The following is a 21672-nucleotide window of genomic DNA, read 5'->3' on the forward strand; positions in this document are numbered from 1 at the left end:
TGGCATATTTGTCGCGGTTTTCTTTTGCTCGTTTTGGGCGGTTTCCGTTAAATAAGATCTCCATACTATCAACCCGATTTGAATATTGATCATGCTAAGATAAAAGGAGACAACAAATTGAATAATATTATTATCCGAAAAGAAACAAGAGAAGACTATCATAATACTGAACTTATGACCCTGCGTGCATTCTGGAATCTGCACGGTCCTGGATGCAATGAGCACTTACTGGTAAACAAGCTTCGAACTGATGACGAATATTTGCCAAAGCTTAGCCGTGTGGCAGAACTTGACGGAAAAGTAGTAGGGGCTATTTTTTATTCTAGGGCCAAGGTGGTAGATGGCGATGAAGAGCATGAGGTATTAACATTCGGACCACTTGCTGTGGAACCTACGTGCTGTAATATGGGAATAGGAGCGCTTCTTTTAAAAGAAACTCTGTCTTTAGCAAAGGAAGCAGGATATAAGGGAATTGTGATCTGCGGCGAACCGGGATATTATCCAAAGCACGGATTTAAGACATGCGATCAATATGATATCCACCATCCCATATTTGGAAATACAGATGCCTTTATGGCACTTCCACTTAATGATGGTTTTGAAGATGTTCATGGATATTTTTACGAGGCTCAGGTATTTGAAACGTGTGAGGACGAAAAGGAAATAGAAGAATTTACCAAGAATTTTCCCTATTACAAACCATTAAAGCTCTCCTGCCAGTGGCTACATGTTGAAAAACTAGGAAAAATTTCGGAGGTAGGCAAAAACAGTTATAAGATAAAGTTCTGGGAGCAGGAATTGCCGGCTAAGCTTAAGGGAAGTTTCTATGAGGAAGATTCTTATAAGCTCCCTGTTGTAGGTGACTATGTGACATTTTTGTACAATAGGCATGGAGACTGCACAATTCTTTCTGTCTGTGAGAGACAAAGTTTTTTGCAAAGACCTGATCAGGCTAAGACCGGAGTTATGCAATATATGGCAGCTAATGTAGATTATCTTTTTATCGTCACATCACTTAATGAGGACTATAGCTATAATCGTATAGCAAGATACGTAAGTATTGCAATTGCCGGCGGAGCAGAGCCGGTTGTAATCCTGACAAAATCAGATCTTTGCAACAATCCCGGAAGATATGTACGTGAAGTGGAACAGATATCAGATAAAGTGCGAGTCCATGCAATCTCTGCCATGTACGGTATTGGCAATGAGGAACTACAAGAGTACATGACACCCGGAATCACTATATGCCTGATGGGCTCATCCGGCGCAGGGAAATCGACGCTGATCAATTCCATTACAGGGAAAGATATCATGAAAACATCTACGATCAGAGAAGATGATGGTAAGGGAAGACACACAACCACATACCGTAAGTTGATCGAACTACCAAGAGGTGTAACTCTTATAGATACTCCGGGTATGCGTGAAGTTGGTATGGCAAATGTGCAGGAAGGGATTGATGAGACTTTTTCAGATATCGTTAATCTGGAGAGCCGATGCAAATTCAGTAATTGCAGGCATGATACAGAACCCGGCTGTGCAATTAAGGCGGCCATTGCAAGCGGGGAATTATCTTTAGAAAGGTATGAACTGTATAAAAACCTGGGCAGGGAAAACACCAACAATCATGCTATGAAAAAGCAAATTTCCAAGTGGGCAAAGGCCTATAAGAAGAGCAACAAGAGAAATATGTGGGACTGAAGGAGAATATAGAAAGGGAGTAGCTGATATGCATTTTGTTGATGCAAAAGGAATACTAACCACAAATGGAGGGCGCTGTGGCATGAACATCTACCGCGGATGCAGTCATGGCTGTATATATTGTGATAGCAGAAGCAAGTGTTATCAGTTTACGCACCCTTTCGAAGATATTGAAGTTAAGCAGAATGCTCCGCAGCTTTTGGAAAAGGCGCTGAGATCAAAAAGACGAAAGTGTATGATCGGTACGGGCTCAATGTCAGATCCATATATGCATATCGAGGAAGAGCTAGGGCTTACAAGGAGATGTCTGGAGATTATCCTGCAATATGACTTCGGGCTTGCTATACAGACAAAATCTGATCGTATCCTTCGGGATATTGACATTTTGGATGAGATTAACCGCTCTGCAAAGTGTGTGGTACAGATGACCCTTACGACATATGATGATGACTTGTGTAAAAAAATTGAACCAAATGTTTGTAACACAAAGAGGCGGATAGAAGTGCTTGAAGAGATGCAGAAAAGGGGCATTCCAACAGTTGTATGGATGACCCCGATTCTGCCCTTCATCAATGATACTGAAGAAAACATTACATCTATTCTGAATGAGTGCGTCCGGGTAGGAGTAAAAGGCATTATAGATTTTGGAATGGGATTGACGCTTAGAGATGGTGACAGGGAATATTATTATGCAGCGCTTGATAAGTACTTTCCGGGAATGAAGGAACGCTATATCAAAAAATATGGAAATGCCTATGAACTACCAAGTCCAAAAGCCCGGGAACTGACTGAGGTATTCCGAAAAATCTGTAAGGCAAATGGGATTATGTCAAGCCCGGAGGATTGTTTTCGCTTTATAAATGACCTGCCGGAGAAATATTCGCAGATGAGTATTTTTGACCTGTAAAGGCTGCTAAACAGACACTGGGAAAAGAATGAGTTAACCGGTTTTTGCCACTATCTATATCAGACTATTGATAATATGATAACAGCATAAGATATCTTATTTAGAAAAATGACGTACTTATAAATCTATCATATTGTCAGGAAGAAATGAGGGTTACAACTATGAATAAATTAACAGATTGGGTCATAAATAAGATTAAAAGCGAATACAAAGAAGATGTCGCCCTGCTTCTGGCGCTGCATGGACATAACACGGCAGATGACGGGCATGGTCTATGCTTTGACTATTTTGTTCCGGCAAATGAGAGAGGTAACGAACTTGCAGAAACATTCATTATTGATGGAGTGGGGCATGACCTTTATCCCCGTTCATGGGAACGATTAGAGGAATCGGTGCAGATGAATGACATGCCTATTATCCTGGACGGTGCAGAAATCCTGTATGCACGCTCTGATGAAGATAGAGAAAGGTTTCTTAATCTTAAAAAGAGACTTCAGGATAATCTCCATGATCCAAAATTTGTTTATGGAAAAGCGCTGGAATATATGGATAAAGCGCTTGAAATATATCGCATACTTATCTTTGAGGACAGCCTTTATAGAGTGCGTTCGGAAGTTGGGTATATCCATTATGAATTGACAAGGGCTGTGGCAGTTATGAATCACACCTATGCGGAAGAGCCGATATTTAGCACCAAACAGGCTTACAACGATGATCCTGATAGTCGTATGTATCACTGCCCTATGATGAAGCAGGTTCCGGATGGCTTTTTTGAAAATGCTTCTCGCCTTTTAACTGAGAATGATCCCGAGAGGATTAAGGAAGTGATCTATTCTTTGCTTAAAGCGACCAGAAAATTCATATTGGAAAGAGAACCTGCAAAAGAGCCCAAAGTCATGGATGAAGCCAACTACAAAAACTTTTCTGACTGGTACCGTGAGATGAGTCTTACATGGCGCAGGATCCGTTACTTCTGTGATAATGATATGAAAGAGCCTGCCTTTTGTGATGCTCAGTACCTTCAGGAAGAATTATTGTATATAACGCAGGAGTATCACATTGAGGAGATGAACCTGCTTGATTCTTATGACTACAATAATTTGTCCGGATTAAAAGAGAGGGCAAATGACTTGGAAAATCGAATCCTTGAAATACTTGCAGGTCACAGTGCACCGGAAAATAGTTATGGATCAATAGAAGAGTTTCTTAAGATCAGAGGCCAGGATATATGAAATATCGAAATGCGAAAGAGCTTTTTCCCGATGAACTCCTAAAGGAAATCCAGAAATATACTTCAGGTGAGATGATATATATACCGGAGAAATCTGAGAAAAAAAGCTGGGGAGAAAAATCGGGAGCAAGGGATTTTTATGTAAAAAGAAATGCTGACATAAGAGCTAAGCATAGTGCGGGAAAATCCATACAGGACCTTGCGGATGAGTACGGATTATCCCATGATTCTGTCAGAAGAATCTTGTATAAATAATTTTTTTGATCGGACTGTGAAAAAACACTATAAAAATCAGGATGAAAAAGTTAACATTATGATGTAAGGGAAAAATTCTTATCCCTTACATCATATTGTTTTAGAAGGTTTTTTTGGAAAAGGTGTTGTTGATTATGTCAATGGAGGCGGAGGATCGGGAGATGTCCACTGAAGATGGGAACAGGATATACAGATCGTCTCAGGGCAGCCGATGAAAAAGGCGCTCTCGATCATGAGCAGCTTAAGCTCAGCGCAAAGAGAATATTAAATACTATTTTGAAGTTTGACTAGGAGAGATGGATGGGAATTACGTTTTATTATTCTTGGGAAATAGCCCTGATAGAATGGATACAGAGCAGAATGGGGACTTTTGGAACATCGCTTGCCGGATTCTGCTCTTTCTTCGGAGAAACCACCATAATTATTGTGGTGATCGGTATTTTATACTGGGGATTTAATAAGGACTATGCAAAATATGTTGGACTAAATGTACTTGTGGCAGCAGTATTAAGTCCCCTGATAAAAAATATTTTTATAAGAAGGCGACCTTATTTCGACACCCCCGAAATAAAGTGTCTTAAACCTGCTGAAAAAGGGGCGGATATATATGATATAGAAGCCCAGGGATTTTCGTTTCCCAGTATGCATTCAACAATCGGAGTTGCTCTCTATGGATCGCTTGGCAGATACTCCGGGCTTATATGGGTTAAAGTAATAGCGATCATATTTCCGATACTTATCGGTATTTCAAGATTCAGCTTGGGAGTCCACTATCCGACTGACGTTCTTGCCGGTTGGATTTTGGGACTTTTTACTATGCTTCTTATACCTGAAATAGAGAAAAGAATAGATAATAAACTAATATCATACGGCATTTATGCTTTGATAGGACTTCCGGGATGGTTTTATTGCACAAGCGATGATTACTATGCGGTATACGGAATTCTTGTGGGAGTCCTCTTAGCATTTTTGTTTGAACAAAAGTATGTTAATTTTGAAAACACAAACAACGTAGTATACTGCCTTACAAGATTAATTTGCGGTGCAGTTCTGTTCATCGCTATGAGTAGTATACTTAAAGTGATCTTCAATGCAGATATTATCAATAATAATGACCTGCTGTACAGATTTGCGAGGTTTTTCAGATACTCTGTCAGCTCATTTGTGGTAATTGGTATATACCCGATATTATTTAAAAAGTTTAGGAGAATATATGGCTAATCATAAGAGCAGAGAATCAAACATAGAACTTTTAAGAATTTTAGCTATCATAGGAGTCATAGTTCTCCATTACAACAATCCTGTTTATGGGAAAGGATTTGTAAATTATGATAAAGGCATAGAAAGGATCATCCTTATTGTCCTTGAGAGTTTGTCCATCTGTGCAGTTAACTTATTTGTACTTATTTCCGGATATTTCATGGCAGGCAAAAACAAAAGAGATTTTCTAAAACCCGCAGAGCTTTTATTTAAGGTGGCATTATTTGGGAGCGTATTCTTTTTGGTTTCCATCTTTGCTACAGGGATGGAAATAAATTTTGACAATTTCCTTAGATTCTATATTCCCGATAAATGGTTTGTTTTTGTCTACATTGCTCTGTATCTTTTTTCGCCATATATAAATATTGTATGGAAAAACCTTGATGCATCCGGAAAGAGGCTGATCCTTATCATGTCTGCGATTGCTTTTTCCATATATCCTACGATTGTCGATGAACTTGCATTATTATCCGGAAGACAGTTAAACGGGACTATGCCAATTGGAGTGACCGGTGATGCAGGAGGATATACATTAGTCAATTTTGTCTTCATATATTTAATAGGCTGCTATATAAGAGACTGTGCAAATGAAAACAGAAAAATAGCCGGTCAAAAAAAGCTTTTTATTTTTCTTATAGCGGACCTGATCCTCATTTCGCTCTGGGCCTATGCAGATATTATGGCAAAAGGAGTAATGCCCGGGGACTCGGTTTCATATAATTACAACAATCCGCTTGTGGTGATAGAGACAGTTCTTATATTTTTACTGTTTAGAAATATGAAGAGTTTTGAAAGCGGTCTTATCAACTACCTTGCTGCAGGAACATTTACCACATACATAGTACATATAAGATTTATAGAGATATTTCAAATAGGAGAAAAAGTAAATTCTTCAGTATTTATGCTTGCTATGGACATAGTAAAAAGTGTGATCATGGTTTATGCTTCCTGTATCCTGGTATATGCCCTCTTCGAGCTTATTTTAAGACCGATCAGATCATTTGTGATAAAGCGCTGGAAAACGCACAGATTTTTTGAAGTGTGATCACAGGTTTGTGTAGTTACTGTTATATGTGGTGTTCGAATTTTAAATAATAGTTTATCAATATTTTACTAATAGTTTAAGGCTGTTATGTTAGAATAAAATTAACCTTGAGATATTAGGAGGTATGCAATGAATCCGGCTAACAGTATCTATGATAAATGCAAGATAATCGCAGAATCGGTTGCAAACCCCTGTGCAATTATGCAGGTAAAAAGAGACCGGGAGGGAAACTGCGAGGAAATTATTATTTTTGCCACCAATCCTCAATATAGTTTGACGGGAGAAGACGTTGAAGGACACAATTATGTTGACTTTATTCCCCGTGAACCGGAGTTTGAGGATATGTGTGTTCGTGCTGCTTTTGGCGGCGAGAAGTTTCATACTTACGTAGATACCACCAAGATGCTGGGCGGGTGGTCAGACAATCTTATATTACCCCTGAAGTTTAAAGATGAAGAAGATATAGGCTATTGCCAGTTTATATATGAAATGAATAAGGCCATGGAACCTGAAAAGTTTTCCACGGTCTCTCCTTTAGTTGCTGGATTTATCATTCAGTGCGGATTAACTCTTAGAGAAAATAATATTTTTGAGCAGAACATTGATAAGGTGTCAGATGATATAAGGCAGTTTACAGGAGCAAAAGCAGTCTGCATAATTTCCGCTGACTTTGAAAAAAGAAAAGCTAAGATCATGAGTCTGGCAAAGGATCCGACAGAGATCGTGACAGAGCAGTTTCTGGCAAATATTTCAATAGATATGGCAGAGAGCTGGAGCAGGCTTATAGGAGAGAGCAACTGTTTTATCATGCGAGATAAGAGTGACCTTGAGAGAGTAAGTGAAGCCGCTCCTGAATGGGCCCATTTCCTTAAGCTTGAAGGTACGAAAACAATATGTCTTATCCCGATTGTAAAAAGGAATATGACTCTTGGATTTCTTATATTAAATGATTTTCCTGTAGAAAAAGTTACCACAATAAAGGAATCTCTTGAACTTGTTGCAATTCTCCTTGCTTCGGAATTTTCGAACCACCAGTTTATCGAGAGACTGGAGTGGCTTACAAGCGTTGACCTTTTGACAGGTGTCAGAAACAGAGCGACCATGAACAGAGTGGTCGATGAATATGCTGAACAGCTTAAATGGAAAAAGTTCCCCTTCGGTGTAGCATTTTGCACAATGAATGGAATGAGGGCGCTCAATGATAAATACGGTCATGATGCCGGGAATAAATGTCTCGAAAAAGCAGGTGAAATCTTAAGAAGCGTATTTGATGAGACTGAAATATTCAGATCGTCAGGAGAAGAATTCGCAATAGTAGCAATGGGAATGGATGCGAAGGATTTCGAAGAAAAAATAGAAAAATTAAGAGTGCTTTGCAGTGATCCAGACGGAGTATATTTTGCCATCGGAACCCGTTACGACGAGGAAACAGGCGATATCAGGCAGGCTCTTAGGAACGCCAGCAGGGATATGCTTACAGAAAAAGCGCAGTTTTACATAAAATATCCAGAAAAAGATTTATAAATTGCATAGAATTTTCAAGAACGAAAGAAGAATTCTCTATGTTTTTCTCCAAAATGCACCACTATAATAGGCAATGTAACAAAAACATGTACGTTTTGACCAAAGGCGTGCAGAGTGTATTAGGAGGAAAATATCATTATGAAAAAGAAAGTAGTAAGTCTTCTTACAGTTTCAGCTCTTTCACTTTCAATCCTTGCAGGATGCTCATCAAATTCAGCTGACACAGCTGCTGATGTTGCAAGCTCTGTAGAGGAAGCAGCAGAAGAGACAACAGAGGAAGTATCTGACGCAGTTGAAGAGACAGCAGAGGAAGTTACAGACGCAGTTGCTGGTGGCGACCTTGCTGATAAGAAGGTAGGCGTTTGCATCTATCAGTTCTCAGATAACTTCATGACACTTTTCAGAAACGAGCTTGAAAGCTATCTTGTAGCTCAGGGATTCTCAGCAGACAACATCACAATCGTTGATGGTGCTAATGACCAGGCTACTCAGACAAACCAGATTCAGAACTTTATCACAGATGGTGTTGATGTTCTTATCATCAACCCTGTTAACTCATCATCTGCAGCTACAATCACAGACCTTGTTGTAGCAGCTGACATTCCGCTTGTTTACATCAACCGTGAGCCCGATGCTGATGAAGAGCAGAGATGGCAGGACAATGACTGGAACGTAACATACGTTGGATGTGACGCTCGTCAGTCAGGTACATATCAGGGTGAGATCATTGTTGACCTTGGACAGGACGTTGTAGACCTTAACGGCGACGGCAAGATCCAGTACATCATGATCGAAGGTGATCCTGAAAACGTTGATGCTCAGTATCGTACAGAGTTCTCTGTAAAGGCTCTTGAGGATGCTGGTTGGACAGTTGACTGCCTTGATGACGAGGTTGGTAACTGGGATCAGGCTACAGCTCAGCAGCTCGTTGCTAACGCACTTTCTGCTCATCCTGAGACAGAAGTTGTATTCTGCAACAACGATGCTATGGCACTTGGTGCTCTTCAGTCAATCGAAGCAGCTGGCCGTACAGTTGGCACAGATATCTATCTTGTAGGTGTTGATGCTCTTTCAGAGGCACTTGAAGATGTTATCGCAGGCACAATGACAGGTACTGTATTCAACGATCACTTCTCACAGTCACACTCAGCAGCTGATGCAGCTATCAACTACCTTACAGGCGCAGGCAACGATCACTACATCGGATGCGACTATGTAAAGGTTACAGCTGACAACGCTCAGGAGATTCTTGACTCTGTTAAGTAATCATCTGTCGTGATAGTGACAGCTATTAGTAGTTAGACCATATATGGTGCGGATGCGCGCGTAGTGTCCGCACCATTTTTGATGAAAAAATATTGATTAATCCAGCAAAAAAAGGTAAAGCACGAAGGTATTCAAAGATTTTAGGAGGGATTATGGCAAACGAATACAAGTTGGAACTTAGAGGTGTATCCAAGTCATTTCCCGGCGTAAAGGCACTAGATAATGTTCAGTTAGCTGTCCGCCCCGGAACAGTCCATGCTCTTATGGGCGAGAATGGCGCCGGAAAATCAACTCTGATGAAATGCCTTTTCGGTATCTACAAAATGGATGCGGGAGAGGTTCTTATAGACGGACAAAAAGTAATTATAAACAATCCTGATGAAGCAATGAAAATGGGAATTGCCATGGTGCATCAGGAATTACAGCCGGTACCAGCAAGAAGTGTTGGCGAAAATATGTATCTGGGAAGATTCCCCGTATGGAAATTCGGACCATTCCAGATAATTAATCATAAAAAGATGTACGAAGATACAGAGAAGTGGCTAAACGAAGTAGATATGCACTTCGATGCCAGGGCTCAGCTGTCTACACTCTCAATCGGACAGATGCAGTCAGTAGAAATAGCCAAAGCAGTTTCTCATGATGCTAAGGTTATCATTTTCGACGAGCCTACATCTTCTCTTTCAGATAATGAAGTAGAAACATTGTTCAAGATCATGGAAAACCTGAGAAAACGTGGTGTTGCCATGATATACATCTCGCACAAGATGGACGAGATCAAGCGAATCGCTGACGACGTAACAGTAATGCGAGATGGAACATATATCGGAACATGGCCTGCAAAAGATCTTACAATTGATGACATCATAGCTAAGATGGTAGGTCGTGAACTTACAAACATCTATCCTGCAAAGGACAGAACACCCGGAGAAGTCGTTATGGAAGTTAAGGATTTATCTTCCATACACGAAAGATCATTCCAGAACGTATCATTTAACCTTAGAAAAGGCGAAATCCTTGGATTCGGTGGTCTGGTCGGTGCTCAGAGAACAGAGCTTATGGAAGGTCTCTTTGGAATAAGAAATCTTTCAAAGGGTGAAGTTATAATTCACGGTAAAAAAGTAGTTATCAAGAATCCGAAGGATGCGATGAATGCAGGTATCGGAATGATAACAGAGGATAGAAGAGCAAGAGGTATTTTTGGTTGTCTATCCATTAAGGACAATGTAGGCGTATCTGTTTACAACAAGTTCTTAAAAGCAGGATTTATTCTGGATCATGCAAAGATCAACAAGGTAGTTGATGAAAGCATAAATAAGCTTAGGATCAAGACACCCAGCAGTAAGGAACACATCGCAAACCTCTCAGGTGGTAACCAGCAGAAGGTTATCGTATCAAGATGGCTTGCAAATGATCCTGATATCCTGATCATGGATGAACCTACAAGAGGTATCGACGTAGGTGCCAAGCATGAAATATACGAGATCATGACAGACCTTGCAAAGCAGGGAAAAGCAATCATCATGATTTCATCCGAAATGGCAGAACTTCTTGGAATGAGTGACAGAGTAGTTGTTATGTGTAACGGTAAAAAGACCGGAGAAATAGACACAGAAGACGAGATGACTCAGGAAAAGGTAATGAGCTACGCAACAATGTTCTGAAGACAGTTACTTAACGAGGTGTTTTCGAGTTTAGTAAATGTCTTCGCTCTGGCGAGGGCAAAGCCCGAGAGCAGAGCTTCCTAATAAACAAATAAAGGAGTATAAAAATGGAAAAGACAAAACAGCAGAAAATGAGAGATTTTCTGATAAATAATGGTGTTATTATTGTTATGTTCATCCTCGTAATCTATACAGGTGTAACAAACAAAAACTTCCTCACAACAGGTAACTTTACAAACATTCTCATGAATATGAGTTCACGTCTTGTTATCGCTCTTGGTATTGCAGGATGCGTTATCACAGCAGGATGTGACCTTTCAGCAGGTCGTATGATCGGTTTTGCGGCATGTATCGCAGGAACACTTCTTCAGAAAGTTGATTATTCAGGCAAGTTCTTCCCCGGAATGAAGCCTCTTAACATCTTTGTTGTACTTCTTATAGTACTTGCGATCACAGGACTCTTCGGAGCTATTACAGGATTTTTCATTGCATATCTTCACGTTCCTCCGTTCATCGCAACACTTGCTATGATGGAAATCGTTTATGGTCTTGCACTTATCTATACAAATGCAACACCCCTTGGTGGATACGTAACACAGTATACAGACATTGCTTCAGGTAAATTCCTCGGTGTAAGCCATCTTATCTGGATCGCTATTATTGTAGCAGCAATCACATGGTTCATCTTCAACATGACACGTCATGGAAAATACATGTATGCTATCGGTGGAAACCCGCAGGCAGCAGAAGTAGCAGGTGTTCCTGTAAAGCTTACAATGATCCTCATCTACATGAAGGCAGCTATGATGTATGGCCTTGCAGGTTTCATGCTTGGTGCAAAAGCAGGTGGTGCTTCAGTAAACCTTGGTTATGGTTACGAGATGGAAGCTATTGCAGCTTGTACAATCGGTGGTGTATCAGTTACCGGTGGACGTGGTAAAGTTTCAAGTGCGATCATCGGTGTTGCCGTATTCGAACTTTTGAAGGCAGCTCTTCAGTACCTCGGAGTAAATGCAAATGCTCAGTACATTGCAATCGGCATCGTTATCTTCGTAGCTATCTCACTTGATATCAGAAAGTACGTTGCTAAGAAGTAATCAACATTAATTCAGTCTTTATTCACCCCTTGGAAGTTGATTCTAAGGGGTGATTTTGTTATAAATGACTTTGAAAAAATCATTTGGGAGAGATAACATGAAGAAAAAATACCTATTTTTATTATCACTTATAGGAGCTGTGACGATATCTGCATGCTCCGCAACAGAAACTAAAGAGCAGAGCGCGCCTTCTATAACTGAGGAAACCAAAAGCGTAGATGAAGAAGCTGCAGCAGATGAAGAAACTGCCGAAAATACGGAAGATAGCAGTGCCAAGGAGGAGATTTCTTCAGAAGCTGAAGATGCAGAGCAAACAACAGAAAACATAGAAACAACTAAAGAGACAGAAGAATCTACAGAAGAGGGAACACAAAAGTTATCAGAAGATGATGATTTTGCCGCAGAAGCAAGGGAAAGAGCAGCAAAAGAAGCAGGAAGCAGCATAGAGGATGCAAGGTACTGTCTATCTGATGACTTTGACGGAGACGGCGAGACAGAAGCCTTCGTATTTGTAGGATCTGAGGTTGATGATGAGTGGAGCTCCTGCGATGGTGACATTTGGTATGTTACCAGGGATAAATGTGAAAATGTAAGAAATGGTAGCTTCTATGCCTATGATGAAGGCGTTTTCAGGGTATTTGATACGGGTTCAAAGAAGTTCATTGCATTTAGTGATGTCTATGCGACAGCAGCTCCGACTAATCTTTATTATGTAGAAAACGGTGAACCTAAGGAGTCGATCGTTTCAGGAATCGGTTCATTCTTTGTGCCGGATTATATAGACGGTTACTGCATCAATCTTGATTCCTACGACAATCTCGGACACTACGAAAACGGCGAGGAATCATTCGTTGGCCACACCTGGAAGAACTACTATTTCTACTATGATGAGACTTTGGGTGATTTTAAGGAATATGTAGGACATGACATCACGGAGGATGAGTTAAATGCAGCCTGCAATATGGACCTTACAGGCGAGATCAGAAGTGAAGGCTATGAAATAGACTCCATGTTTAAAAGAGATAACGGGATATATCAAGTGAACTACTCTGTTAGAACAGATAATGAAGACGGCTCCTATGATGTAGAATACGGAAATGCCACATATAATGCAGGTGCTGGTGAGTTTATCAAGGTTTGGGATCCGGAAAAAAGTGACTGGAAGTCTTCTGATTACGGCGGAACTATCCTAAAGAGCATTACAGAGTAAAGAATGCAGATCATACACTTTAACAAAAGTCACTAAGTTTTTCATTATATAGCAAACAACATGGCAGAGGGCTTATAATTGTAAGTGGATTTAGAAAGGAAATGTCCGGCTTTCGCAGGGCGGACTAAATAAAGAAAAATGGATATAAATAAATTTTTGGAACAATCGGGAATATCACTTTTGCTCTTTGCAATATGTGTTTATTATGCATGGCGCCTTCTTTTTATGAAGGACTATACAGCTGTAAGAGGAAAAGATCAGGATCCTCCGAAGGATATTGAGGGTTACTGCAGGGCAGCAGGACTCATAGTAGTTTTCTTTGGAATAGCAACTCTTGTAATGGCAGGACTTGTTCTTATAGATCCTACAATTGGATTTATCCAGATAGTAATATGCACTGCGATCATGGTCTTTCTGTGGAAAAAAATGACTGACAAATACGCTTAAAGGGAATAGAGATGAAATATAAAGTCTTACTGGTTGATGATGAGGAAGAAGTTTCTCAGGCTATAAAGAGAAAACTTGATTGGGATGAGATTGGTTTTGAAATCCCGGAATATGCGCACAACGGTCTGGAGGCTCTTGAATTTGCGGAGGATAACACACCGGATGTTGTAATGACAGATATCCAGATGCCGTATATGACAGGGCTTGAACTGTCTAAAAAGTTAAAGCAGTTATATCCCGGGATAAGGATCATCATTTTTTCAGGATATGATGAGTTTGAATATGCCAAGGAAGCAATACGCCTTGAAGCTGAAGAATACATATTGAAGCCGATAGATGCAGAGGAATTAAAAAATGTATTCACCAGAATAAGGGAAAGCCTGGATAAGGAAAGAGATGACAGGCAGAACCTTGAGAAATTGCAGAGCTACTATATGGAATCCCTTCCTCTTTTGCAGGAGGACTTTTTTGCTGCGCTTCTTGACGGAAAAGTTGATGAAAAAAGAATCGACAAATATATTAAGGACTACCAGATAGATTTAAAAGGACCTTATTATTGCACGGCGATAATACACGCAAGCACAACAGATTTGCCGGAGGGTATGAGCCATGTTCTGTTATCCGTATCGGTAAGGAGACTTGCAGAGGAGAAGCTATCTCCCATGTGGAATGCCAAGTTTTTCTCATATCTTGGTAATACGGTTGCAATAGCTCAATTTGATAATGAAAATGAGATCATAAAGTTTACAGATGAATGTGACAGATTCTGCAGACTTGCGCTGTCTGTATGTAAGGCCAATGTAACGGTGGGAATAGGCCCTGTTGTAAGCAGTGTGGATGCGATCACAACTTCTTATTCCGGCGCAAAAGATGCTCTTTCTTACAGAGTTTTGTATGGAACCACCAAAGCCATAAATATATCGGAGATAGCGCCTGCCCAGGGAACCAAAAACAATCAGGATAACGAAGCGGATTTCCATGACATCTTTAAAAAGATAAAAATGGAAGACGAAGAAGCTCTTTTAAATACAGTTGAAAACTATGTAATGCAGAGCACCAGAGGGCAGATGTCAGTTCAGGACTACAGATTTTTTGTAATAGATATCATAGGTGAATTGTACAGATTTATTAAGGGCAATCAGATAGACCCCGAAAAGATATTTGAAACAGGTGAAGATATCTACGCAACAGTTTCACAGCTTGATAAAAATGAGCTTATAAACTGGCTTAAAGCATCATGCAAAAAACTTCAGCAGATCATGCGGGAAAAAAGAACCGATACTACAAAATCCTTTGTCGGAAAAGCAATCGAGTATGTTGAGGATCACTATGCAGATCAGGATCTGTCTGTAGACAGGATATGTATGGAACTAAGTGTGAGCAGTGCATACTTTTCCACGGTATTTAAAAAAGAAACAGGAAGGACCTTTGTTACCTATCTTACCGACTACAGAATGGAAAAGGCGCTCCAGCTACTTATTGAAAAAGATGAAAAGACCTACGTTATCGCTCAGCAGGTCGGGTATGCTGACCCTAACTACTTTAGCTATGTTTTCAAAAAACAATTTGGAACTTCACCTTCCAAGTACAAGCAGGGATTGACGGGAGATGGAAACAAGAAAGCTTAAAGATGCTGTAAAAAAGATATATCCAAGGAGCATACAGGTTACCATCCTGATATCATTCACGGTGGTATCCTTTGTTTGTATGCTCTTTTTGGGTGTTGCAATGTACCAGAGATTTGAGTCCAGATCAAGGCAGATGGTAACTGACAGCTCTACCAGACTTCTTAATCAGACAGTAAGTGGCATAGAGGACTATCTTAGAAATATGCGAAGAATATCTGATGCCATGTATTATGATGTAATAAAGGATAGTGACCTCTCTGAAGAGAATATTGGCAGTGAGATGAGTCTTTTATATGAGGCAAACAAGGATAATCTTATAAGCTTTGCACTTTTTACTGATGCTGGAAAGCTTGTAAGTGCTGCTCCTATTGCTGTGGAAAAGGAAGGCGTTCACGTGACGGAACAGAGCTGGTTTTTGGATGCGCTTGACCGAATGGACAATCTTCATTTTTCAGTACCGCATGTGCAGAATCTCTTTACAGATGATACTGACTATCGCTACCATTGGGTAATATCGCTAAGCAGGGCTGCAGAGCTAAATTATGGCGGAACACCAAGACAGGGCGTGCTTCTTTTGGATATGAATTACAACACAATAGAGCAGATGCTAAAAGAGGTCAATAATGCAAACAGTGACCAGTATGTGTATCTGGTAAGCGGGACAGGTCAGATAATCTATCACCCCAAAAAGCAGCAGATTGATACGGGGATTTTCCATGAGAATATAACTACACATTCAATGTATGACGACGGAGCTTACGAGGAGTCATTTGAGGGCGAAAACAGAATAGTAGTTGTCGATACAGTAAGCTATACCGGCTGGAAGCTGGTAAGCGTAACTCCTATAAAAAGCCTGTATCTGGGACTGACAAGTACAAGATATTTCGCTATCATGATCCTTTCACTGGCTATTCTTGCACTCATCATAATGAACAGACTTGTCACAAAAAGAGTAACAGGACCACTCCTTAAGCTTAATGAATCCATCAAAAAAATGGAGGCAGGAAGTCCTGATACCAGAATATACATAGGCGGTTCCTACGAGGTAGAGCATCTGGGCAGGACACTTCAAAAAGCTATGGACGAGATCAGCAGACTAATGAAGGATATCGTCACACAGCAGGAAGAAAAAAGAAAGAGTGAACTGGATGCACTTCAGTCGCAGATAAATCCTCACTTTTTATATAACACTCTTGATTCCATTGTGTGGATGATAGAGGGTGATCATAACAAAGATGCAGTATTTATGATAACCCAGCTTGCCAGCCTGTTCAGGGTAAGTCTAAGTAAAGGCAGAACAATAATACCTATCGGAGATGAGATAAGGCATGCGGAAAACTATATGAATATCCAAATGGTAAGGTTCAAGAATTCGTTTTCTTTTAAAACAGAGATAGAACCTGAGGTAAAGGAATACCTTACTGTCAAGCTGATCATTCAACCAATCCTTGAAAACGCAATTTATTATGGTGTCAAAAATATGGAGGATGAAGGAAAAATAGTTTTAAGAGCCTACAAGCACAAAGGAGAAATCTTCATAGAGGTTAAAGATAATGGCTATGGCATGCCCAAAGAAAAGGTGAAGTATCTTCTTACAGATGATACAAGGGCATCCAAAAACGGCTCAGGTGTGGGTCTTATAAATGTTCACAAAAGAATACAGCTCAGGTTTGGTCAAGAATACGGCCTTCATATTGAAAGTGAACCGGATGAGGGAACGATAGTAATGATACATCTTCCCGCTATTGAGGGAACAGAAGAAAACAGAATAAGACTTGAAAACGGAGGCGGTGAGAATGAAGAAAGATAGATATACACTCACAGGCATAGTGGTGCTTCTTGTTGGAATAATCGCCATTTCCGCTTATGCAATGATCAGAAGTAATTACGATGATGATGTATACAAAATAGCTGTGATAGTCGAGAATCCGGGTGACGATAAATGGGCGTCCTTTAAAGCAGGTGCCCAGGATGCCGGATCTGACAAAAGGGCTGTTGTGGAATTTATAAATTCATCTGATATTTCAGATATAAGTGATCAGAAAACGATCATAGATAAAGAGATTGCAAACGGGGCTGATGCGATAATAACCGAACCGGTAACAAGTGTTGGCACAGAGGACATTATCAGGGAGATAAGTAACAAGGCGGTCCTTGAGCTTGTGTGCTCCAACGCGGAAGCAGATATTGATGTTGAAGGAAAATATGCTGTTACTATGCCGGATAACTATCAGATAGGAAGAGCGATAGGCAGTGAAATTCTTATCAGACATACAGATGATATAAAGAATAAGACTATTGGAATAATAACGGGGGATCAGGACAGGGAAAAATTCAGCCAAAGATATAAAGGACTTATAGATTCTCTTGAGGGGAAGGGTGTAAAAATTGTATGGCAGGTTTTGATAGACGATGAAGACGAAGCCTCATTAACTGAAGCTATACAAAACAATCCGGTTGATGTGATCGTTGCTTTGGATGATGAAGGACTTACGCTTGCAGCCCGGGCGACTGCAGAGAGCTCATATCTTCCGGAAATATATGGAGAAGGAAACTCTGTAAGAAACATTTGCTATGTGGACAGGGGAAAAATAACGAGCATGATCGTCCCCGACTATTTCAGAATAGGGTATCAGAGTGTTGTAAGCGTTGTGGAAAAAATAAATCACAAGCTCACACCAATGGAGGATGAAATAGTAGACTACAGGGTTATAAACAGGGAGAACATTTTTAATGAGAAAAATCAGAAGTATTTATTCACGAATGTTGAATAAAAAAAGAGGGGGATTTTTCCAAAATTCATTTATAAAAGCTTTGCTTTTTTGCATGGTTTTACCTGTGATAACAGGATGCGTTCCTGAAAAGAAGCCGGATGATGAAATAAAAATCGGGGTATGTGTATATGATCAGTATGATACTTTCCTTACACAGCTTCTTGAATGTTTTGACAATGAAGTAAATGGCAATGAAGTAAATGGCAATGTGTCAGTAGAATATGTATATGCGTCACAGAATCAGATGACCCAGAACGATCAGGTTGAAGAGATGATCGAAAAGGGAATGGATGTGATATGTGTAAATCTTGTGGATAGGACTGCGCCTACTACGATCATAGACCTTGCCAGAAAAAACAATGTACCTATCGTCTTCTTTAACAGAGAGCTTGTAGGAGAAGACCTCATGCAGTGGAGTAAACTCTATTATGTCGGAGCAGATGCTTACGAATCAGGAAGACTCCAGGGAGAGCTTGCTGCAGATGTTTGCAAGAGAAACAGAATAATTATAGATAAAAACGGTGATGGCCTTATCCAGTATGTGGTGCTTGAAGGCGAAGCAGGACACCAGGATTCTATTATAAGAACAGAGTATTCTGTAAATACAATGATAGATATGGGCATCGAAGTAGAGAAAATAGGTTATGCCATAGCCAACTGGAACAGAGCGCAGGCTCAGACTAAGATGGCGCAGCTCATTGAAAGAAACGGCGATGAGATCGAAGTCGTTCTGGCAAATAATGATGACATGGCACTTGGAGCTGTTGATGCCTACGAAAGTGCAGGAGTGCCAAAGACAGAGAGACCGGCGGTTTTCGGAATCGATGGTACTGATGTGGGACTTAAAGCAGTCGCTGATGGAAGTATGCGTGGAACGGTATATAATGATAAAGAGGGTCAGGCAGAGGCGATGTATAAACTTGCGATCGCCCTTGCAAATAATGATGATCCGGATGAACTTGGACTTGTAGACGGAAAGTATAAAAGACTTCCCTACACAATTGTTGATGTTAGAAATGTAGATGATTATCTGGAAAAGAAATGATGATAGTTAAGCTTAAAGATGAAATAGATTTAAAAATAATACAAAAAAGCGGTCAGTGCTTTAGAGTAAAGGAAATAAAAGACGGACTTTTCAGATTTATCACAGGAAAAAATATTGTATATATAAGGGAAAAAAGCAAAAAAGAGATAGAAGTATCCTGTGATGAAAAGACCTGGAAAAACGTCTGGGAAGAGTACTTTGACCTGGGGACTGATTATGCAGAAATCTGCAAAGAAGAGAGAGGCAAAAATTCATTTGCGGATGCAGCAATGGAATTTGGAAGAGGCCTTAGAATCCTAAAACAGGATGAATGGGAGATGCTGATTTCATTTATTATATCCCAGAGAAAAAGCATACCTGCAATATCATCCTGTATAGAAGCACTGTGCGACAAATTTGGAGAAAAGATAGAGACTGAATATGAAAAAGTAAATCTGTTTCCAACGCCTCAAAGCCTTCTAAATGCGAGCGCAGATGAGCTTAAGGCTTGCGGACTTGGTTACAGAGCTCCGTATATAAGAGATGCAGCAATGAAGGTAGCAGCGGGAGAACTAGACCTAAATGCTATTTCAACGCTTTCTGATGACGAACTCTTTGAAAGCCTCCTTAAGGTACACGGAGTTGGCAAAAAGGTAGCTAACTGTGTGCTCTTATTTGGATATGCAAGAAAAGAAAGAGTTCCGATAGATGTCTGGATAAGCCGCGTGATAGATGAAGAATTCGGAGGAGAAAATCTTTTCCCGATATTTGGTAAAAACGGCGGAATAATGCAGCAGTACATTTTTTATTATGAAAAAAACAGGTAATAAGGTAATAGGAAAACTTATGAGGAAGAAATTATTATCCATTACTATTGCGGCAGCTTTAATATCTGTGATATTCACAGGCTGTGGCAAAAAGGAAGAAGCAGAGCAAAAGGTCAGCATAAGCCCTGAGGAAGCCATAGAAAATGCAAAAGAAGAAATGGCTAATGCTGAAAATCTTTTAAATGAAAAAAGAAAAAGTGACGGGCAGGAAAAAGTATCTTCAAGTGAAGATGAAGAAAAAAGCGCTGTAAATGCCGAGCAGTCCTCAAATAAAATCCTGAATGACACAAACAAAGTCAGCGTTGTCGAGGGCGGCTATGCAAGTGGATATGGTGTTTACATCGGAGCAGATGATGAAGCACTTATGCAGAAGCTATCGAATGATACGGAGATAGGTCTTGCAATAATTGACGCTCAGTACATTTCACCGGAGAATATAAGTGCTCTTAAATCAAGAGGCAAAATGATCTATAGCTATATAAATGCCGGATCACTTGAAAACTTCAGGGATTACTATGACACCTTTAAGGAAAAGACACTGGGGGCTTATGAAAACTGGGATGGCGAGTACTGGATGGATACCTCGGATGAAGAGTGGCAGAATTTCTTGTGCAATGATCTTGCACCATCTCTTATGGAAAAGGGAATAGACGGCTTTTTTGTGGATAACGCAGATGTGTATTTTAACTACCCACGAGAAGATATCTATGAGGGTCTTAAAAATATTGTAAGTAATCTCTCTAAAATGGCGGTAGGAAGAGTAATAATAAATGGCGGAGATGCCTTTGTTTTAAGGCTTATAGAGGATAACAACCTGGGAGTCATAGAAGGCATAAATCAGGAATGTGTCTGCAGTAAGGTAGATGATTACTCTGGAAATGTCTTCGCTCCTCAGGATGAGGAAACAAAAAAATATTATCTTGCCTATCTTGACGAAGTATCAAAAAACGGAGGGGACGTATATTTAATAGAATATACTGAGGATGAAGCAATAATAGATGAACTTAAGAAACTCTGCGATGAGAAAGGATATAAGTGTTACGTAACTAATTCACTTGGGCTTGCAGGGTAACACAAAAGGGGATGATTTTTTGAAAAACAGATGCGTTATAGTTGGCGGCGCAAGGATAAATAACTATGATTTTGTGAAGAATCATATTAAGGAAGATGACTTCATAATATACTGCGATGGAGGCTTGTCACATTTGGAAGGTCTTGGCGGGAGTGTAGACCTTATAATAGGGGATTTTGATTCTCATGATAATCCCAATATGGATAAAGAGACAATCGTTCTTCCGACTGTTAAGGACGATACCGATACCGTTTATGCGGTAAAGGAAGCAGTAAAAAGAGGATTTAGAGATTTTGTCATGGTTGGCGTTATTGGCGGAAGATTTGACCATACTCTTGGAAATCTCTCAATGCTTCTTTACCTTGATAATTTAGGGGCCAAGGCGATGCTCGTAGATGACTATTCGGAGATCACACTTTTATCTGCGAAAGATGGAGCCCATTCAGAATGCAGAGTAAAGGATGACTGCAAGTATTTTTCAATAATATGCGCCGAAAAAAAGGCAAGCGGGATAACAATAAGAAATGCCAAATATGAAGTGGAAGATTTTGAGATGACAAACGATACTCCGATCGGCGTTAGTAACGAAGTCATAAAAAACAAAGAAGCTGTCATAGAAATAAGAGAAGGAAAAATATTTGTCATAAAAGTAGTATCAGAATAATTTGTGTAGAATTTAGTGCTTAATATGTACAAAAAGTACTGTTATAAAAAATGTATTTTTTTTACATAATATTGTG

19 protein-coding genes are annotated in these 21672 nt (G+C 40.0%); all 19 read left to right on the top strand.

Features of this window, described 5'->3' with window-relative positions; genetic code table 11:
- Window positions 1–117: 117 nt before the first annotated feature.
- The 19 genes from rsgA to T543_RS13675 all read left to right on the top strand — a co-directional run bounded on the left by rsgA (window position 118) and on the right by T543_RS13675 (window position 21596).
- On the top strand, window positions 118–1701 hold the full coding sequence (gene rsgA / locus T543_RS13585) for a ribosome small subunit-dependent GTPase A (RefSeq protein ID WP_081830079.1): 1584 nt from the start codon (window positions 118–120) through the stop codon (window positions 1699–1701).
- Between the two features lie 28 nt (window positions 1702–1729).
- Window positions 1730–2608 carry an SPL family radical SAM protein gene (locus tag T543_RS13590; protein WP_035769277.1) on the top strand — a complete coding sequence of 293 codons (879 nt, stop codon included), beginning with the start codon at window positions 1730–1732 and terminating at the stop codon, window positions 2606–2608.
- Between the two features lie 161 nt (window positions 2609–2769).
- On the top strand, window positions 2770–3840 hold the full coding sequence (locus tag T543_RS13595) for a hypothetical protein (protein WP_035769278.1): 1071 nt from the start codon (window positions 2770–2772) through the stop codon (window positions 3838–3840).
- Window positions 3837–4094, top strand: coding sequence for a CD3324 family protein (locus T543_RS13600; RefSeq protein ID WP_035769279.1), 258 nt, complete (start codon window positions 3837–3839; stop codon window positions 4092–4094). Before T543_RS13595 ends, T543_RS13600 begins: the two co-directional genes overlap by 4 nt.
- 300 nt (window positions 4095–4394) lie before the next feature.
- Complete coding sequence (locus tag T543_RS13605) at window positions 4395–5315, top strand: phosphatase PAP2 family protein (protein ID WP_035769281.1); 921 nt, start codon at window positions 4395–4397, stop codon at window positions 5313–5315.
- Window positions 5308–6399 (top strand): acyltransferase, encoded by a 1092-nt coding sequence (locus tag T543_RS13610; RefSeq protein ID WP_035769283.1) that lies wholly within the window; start codon window positions 5308–5310, stop codon window positions 6397–6399. Before T543_RS13605 ends, T543_RS13610 begins: the two co-directional genes overlap by 8 nt.
- Window positions 6400–6528: 129 nt before the next feature.
- Window positions 6529–7923, top strand: a complete 1395-nt coding sequence (locus tag T543_RS13615; RefSeq protein WP_035769284.1) for a GGDEF domain-containing protein — start codon at window positions 6529–6531, stop codon at window positions 7921–7923.
- A 138-nt stretch (window positions 7924–8061) separates the two neighbouring features.
- Complete coding sequence (locus tag T543_RS13620; RefSeq protein ID WP_035769286.1) at window positions 8062–9189, top strand: galactose ABC transporter substrate-binding protein; 1128 nt, start codon at window positions 8062–8064, stop codon at window positions 9187–9189.
- 152 nt (window positions 9190–9341) lie between these two features.
- Entirely contained in the window at window positions 9342–10853 is a 1512-nt protein-coding gene (locus T543_RS13625) for a sugar ABC transporter ATP-binding protein (RefSeq protein WP_035769287.1), read from the top strand.
- A gap of 107 nt (window positions 10854–10960) precedes the next feature.
- Window positions 10961–11950, top strand: coding sequence for a galactose/methyl galactoside ABC transporter permease MglC (locus T543_RS13630; protein WP_035769289.1), 990 nt, complete (start codon window positions 10961–10963; stop codon window positions 11948–11950).
- A gap of 97 nt (window positions 11951–12047) precedes the next feature.
- On the top strand, window positions 12048–13160 hold the full coding sequence (locus T543_RS13635) for a hypothetical protein (RefSeq protein ID WP_035769290.1): 1113 nt from the start codon (window positions 12048–12050) through the stop codon (window positions 13158–13160).
- 138 nt (window positions 13161–13298) lie between these two features.
- Complete coding sequence (locus T543_RS13640) at window positions 13299–13607, top strand: hypothetical protein (RefSeq protein ID WP_035769292.1); 309 nt, start codon at window positions 13299–13301, stop codon at window positions 13605–13607.
- A gap of 11 nt (window positions 13608–13618) precedes the next feature.
- Window positions 13619–15235 carry a response regulator gene (locus tag T543_RS13645; protein WP_035769294.1) on the top strand — a complete coding sequence of 539 codons (1617 nt, stop codon included), beginning with the start codon at window positions 13619–13621 and terminating at the stop codon, window positions 15233–15235.
- Window positions 15216–17045 carry a sensor histidine kinase gene (locus T543_RS13650; RefSeq protein WP_035769296.1) on the top strand — a complete coding sequence of 610 codons (1830 nt, stop codon included), beginning with the start codon at window positions 15216–15218 and terminating at the stop codon, window positions 17043–17045. Before T543_RS13645 ends, T543_RS13650 begins: the two co-directional genes overlap by 20 nt.
- A complete protein-coding gene (locus T543_RS13655) occupies window positions 17032–18009 on the top strand; it encodes a sugar ABC transporter substrate-binding protein (protein ID WP_035769297.1) in 978 nt (325 codons plus the stop codon). The genes T543_RS13650 and T543_RS13655 overlap by 14 nt, the downstream gene beginning before the upstream one ends.
- Window positions 17969–19054 carry a galactose ABC transporter substrate-binding protein gene (locus T543_RS13660; RefSeq protein WP_081830080.1) on the top strand — a complete coding sequence of 362 codons (1086 nt, stop codon included), beginning with the start codon at window positions 17969–17971 and terminating at the stop codon, window positions 19052–19054. Before T543_RS13655 ends, T543_RS13660 begins: the two co-directional genes overlap by 41 nt.
- The gene (locus tag T543_RS13665; RefSeq protein ID WP_242839523.1) at window positions 19051–19860 is read left to right on the top strand and encodes a DNA-3-methyladenine glycosylase family protein; all 810 of its coding nucleotides are present in this window, start codon (window positions 19051–19053) and stop codon (window positions 19858–19860) included. The genes T543_RS13660 and T543_RS13665 overlap by 4 nt, the downstream gene beginning before the upstream one ends.
- A gap of 19 nt (window positions 19861–19879) precedes the next feature.
- Window positions 19880–20932 carry a glycoside hydrolase family 191 protein gene (locus T543_RS13670; RefSeq protein ID WP_197023971.1) on the top strand — a complete coding sequence of 351 codons (1053 nt, stop codon included), beginning with the start codon at window positions 19880–19882 and terminating at the stop codon, window positions 20930–20932.
- 19 nt (window positions 20933–20951) lie between these two features.
- Complete coding sequence (locus T543_RS13675; protein ID WP_035769301.1) at window positions 20952–21596, top strand: thiamine diphosphokinase; 645 nt, start codon at window positions 20952–20954, stop codon at window positions 21594–21596.
- The last annotated feature ends 76 nt before the right edge of the window (window positions 21597–21672 follow it).

Origin of the sequence: Butyrivibrio sp. NC2002 (assembly GCF_000702265.1) — a bacterium.
GTDB lineage: Bacteria > Bacillota > Clostridia > Lachnospirales > Lachnospiraceae > Butyrivibrio.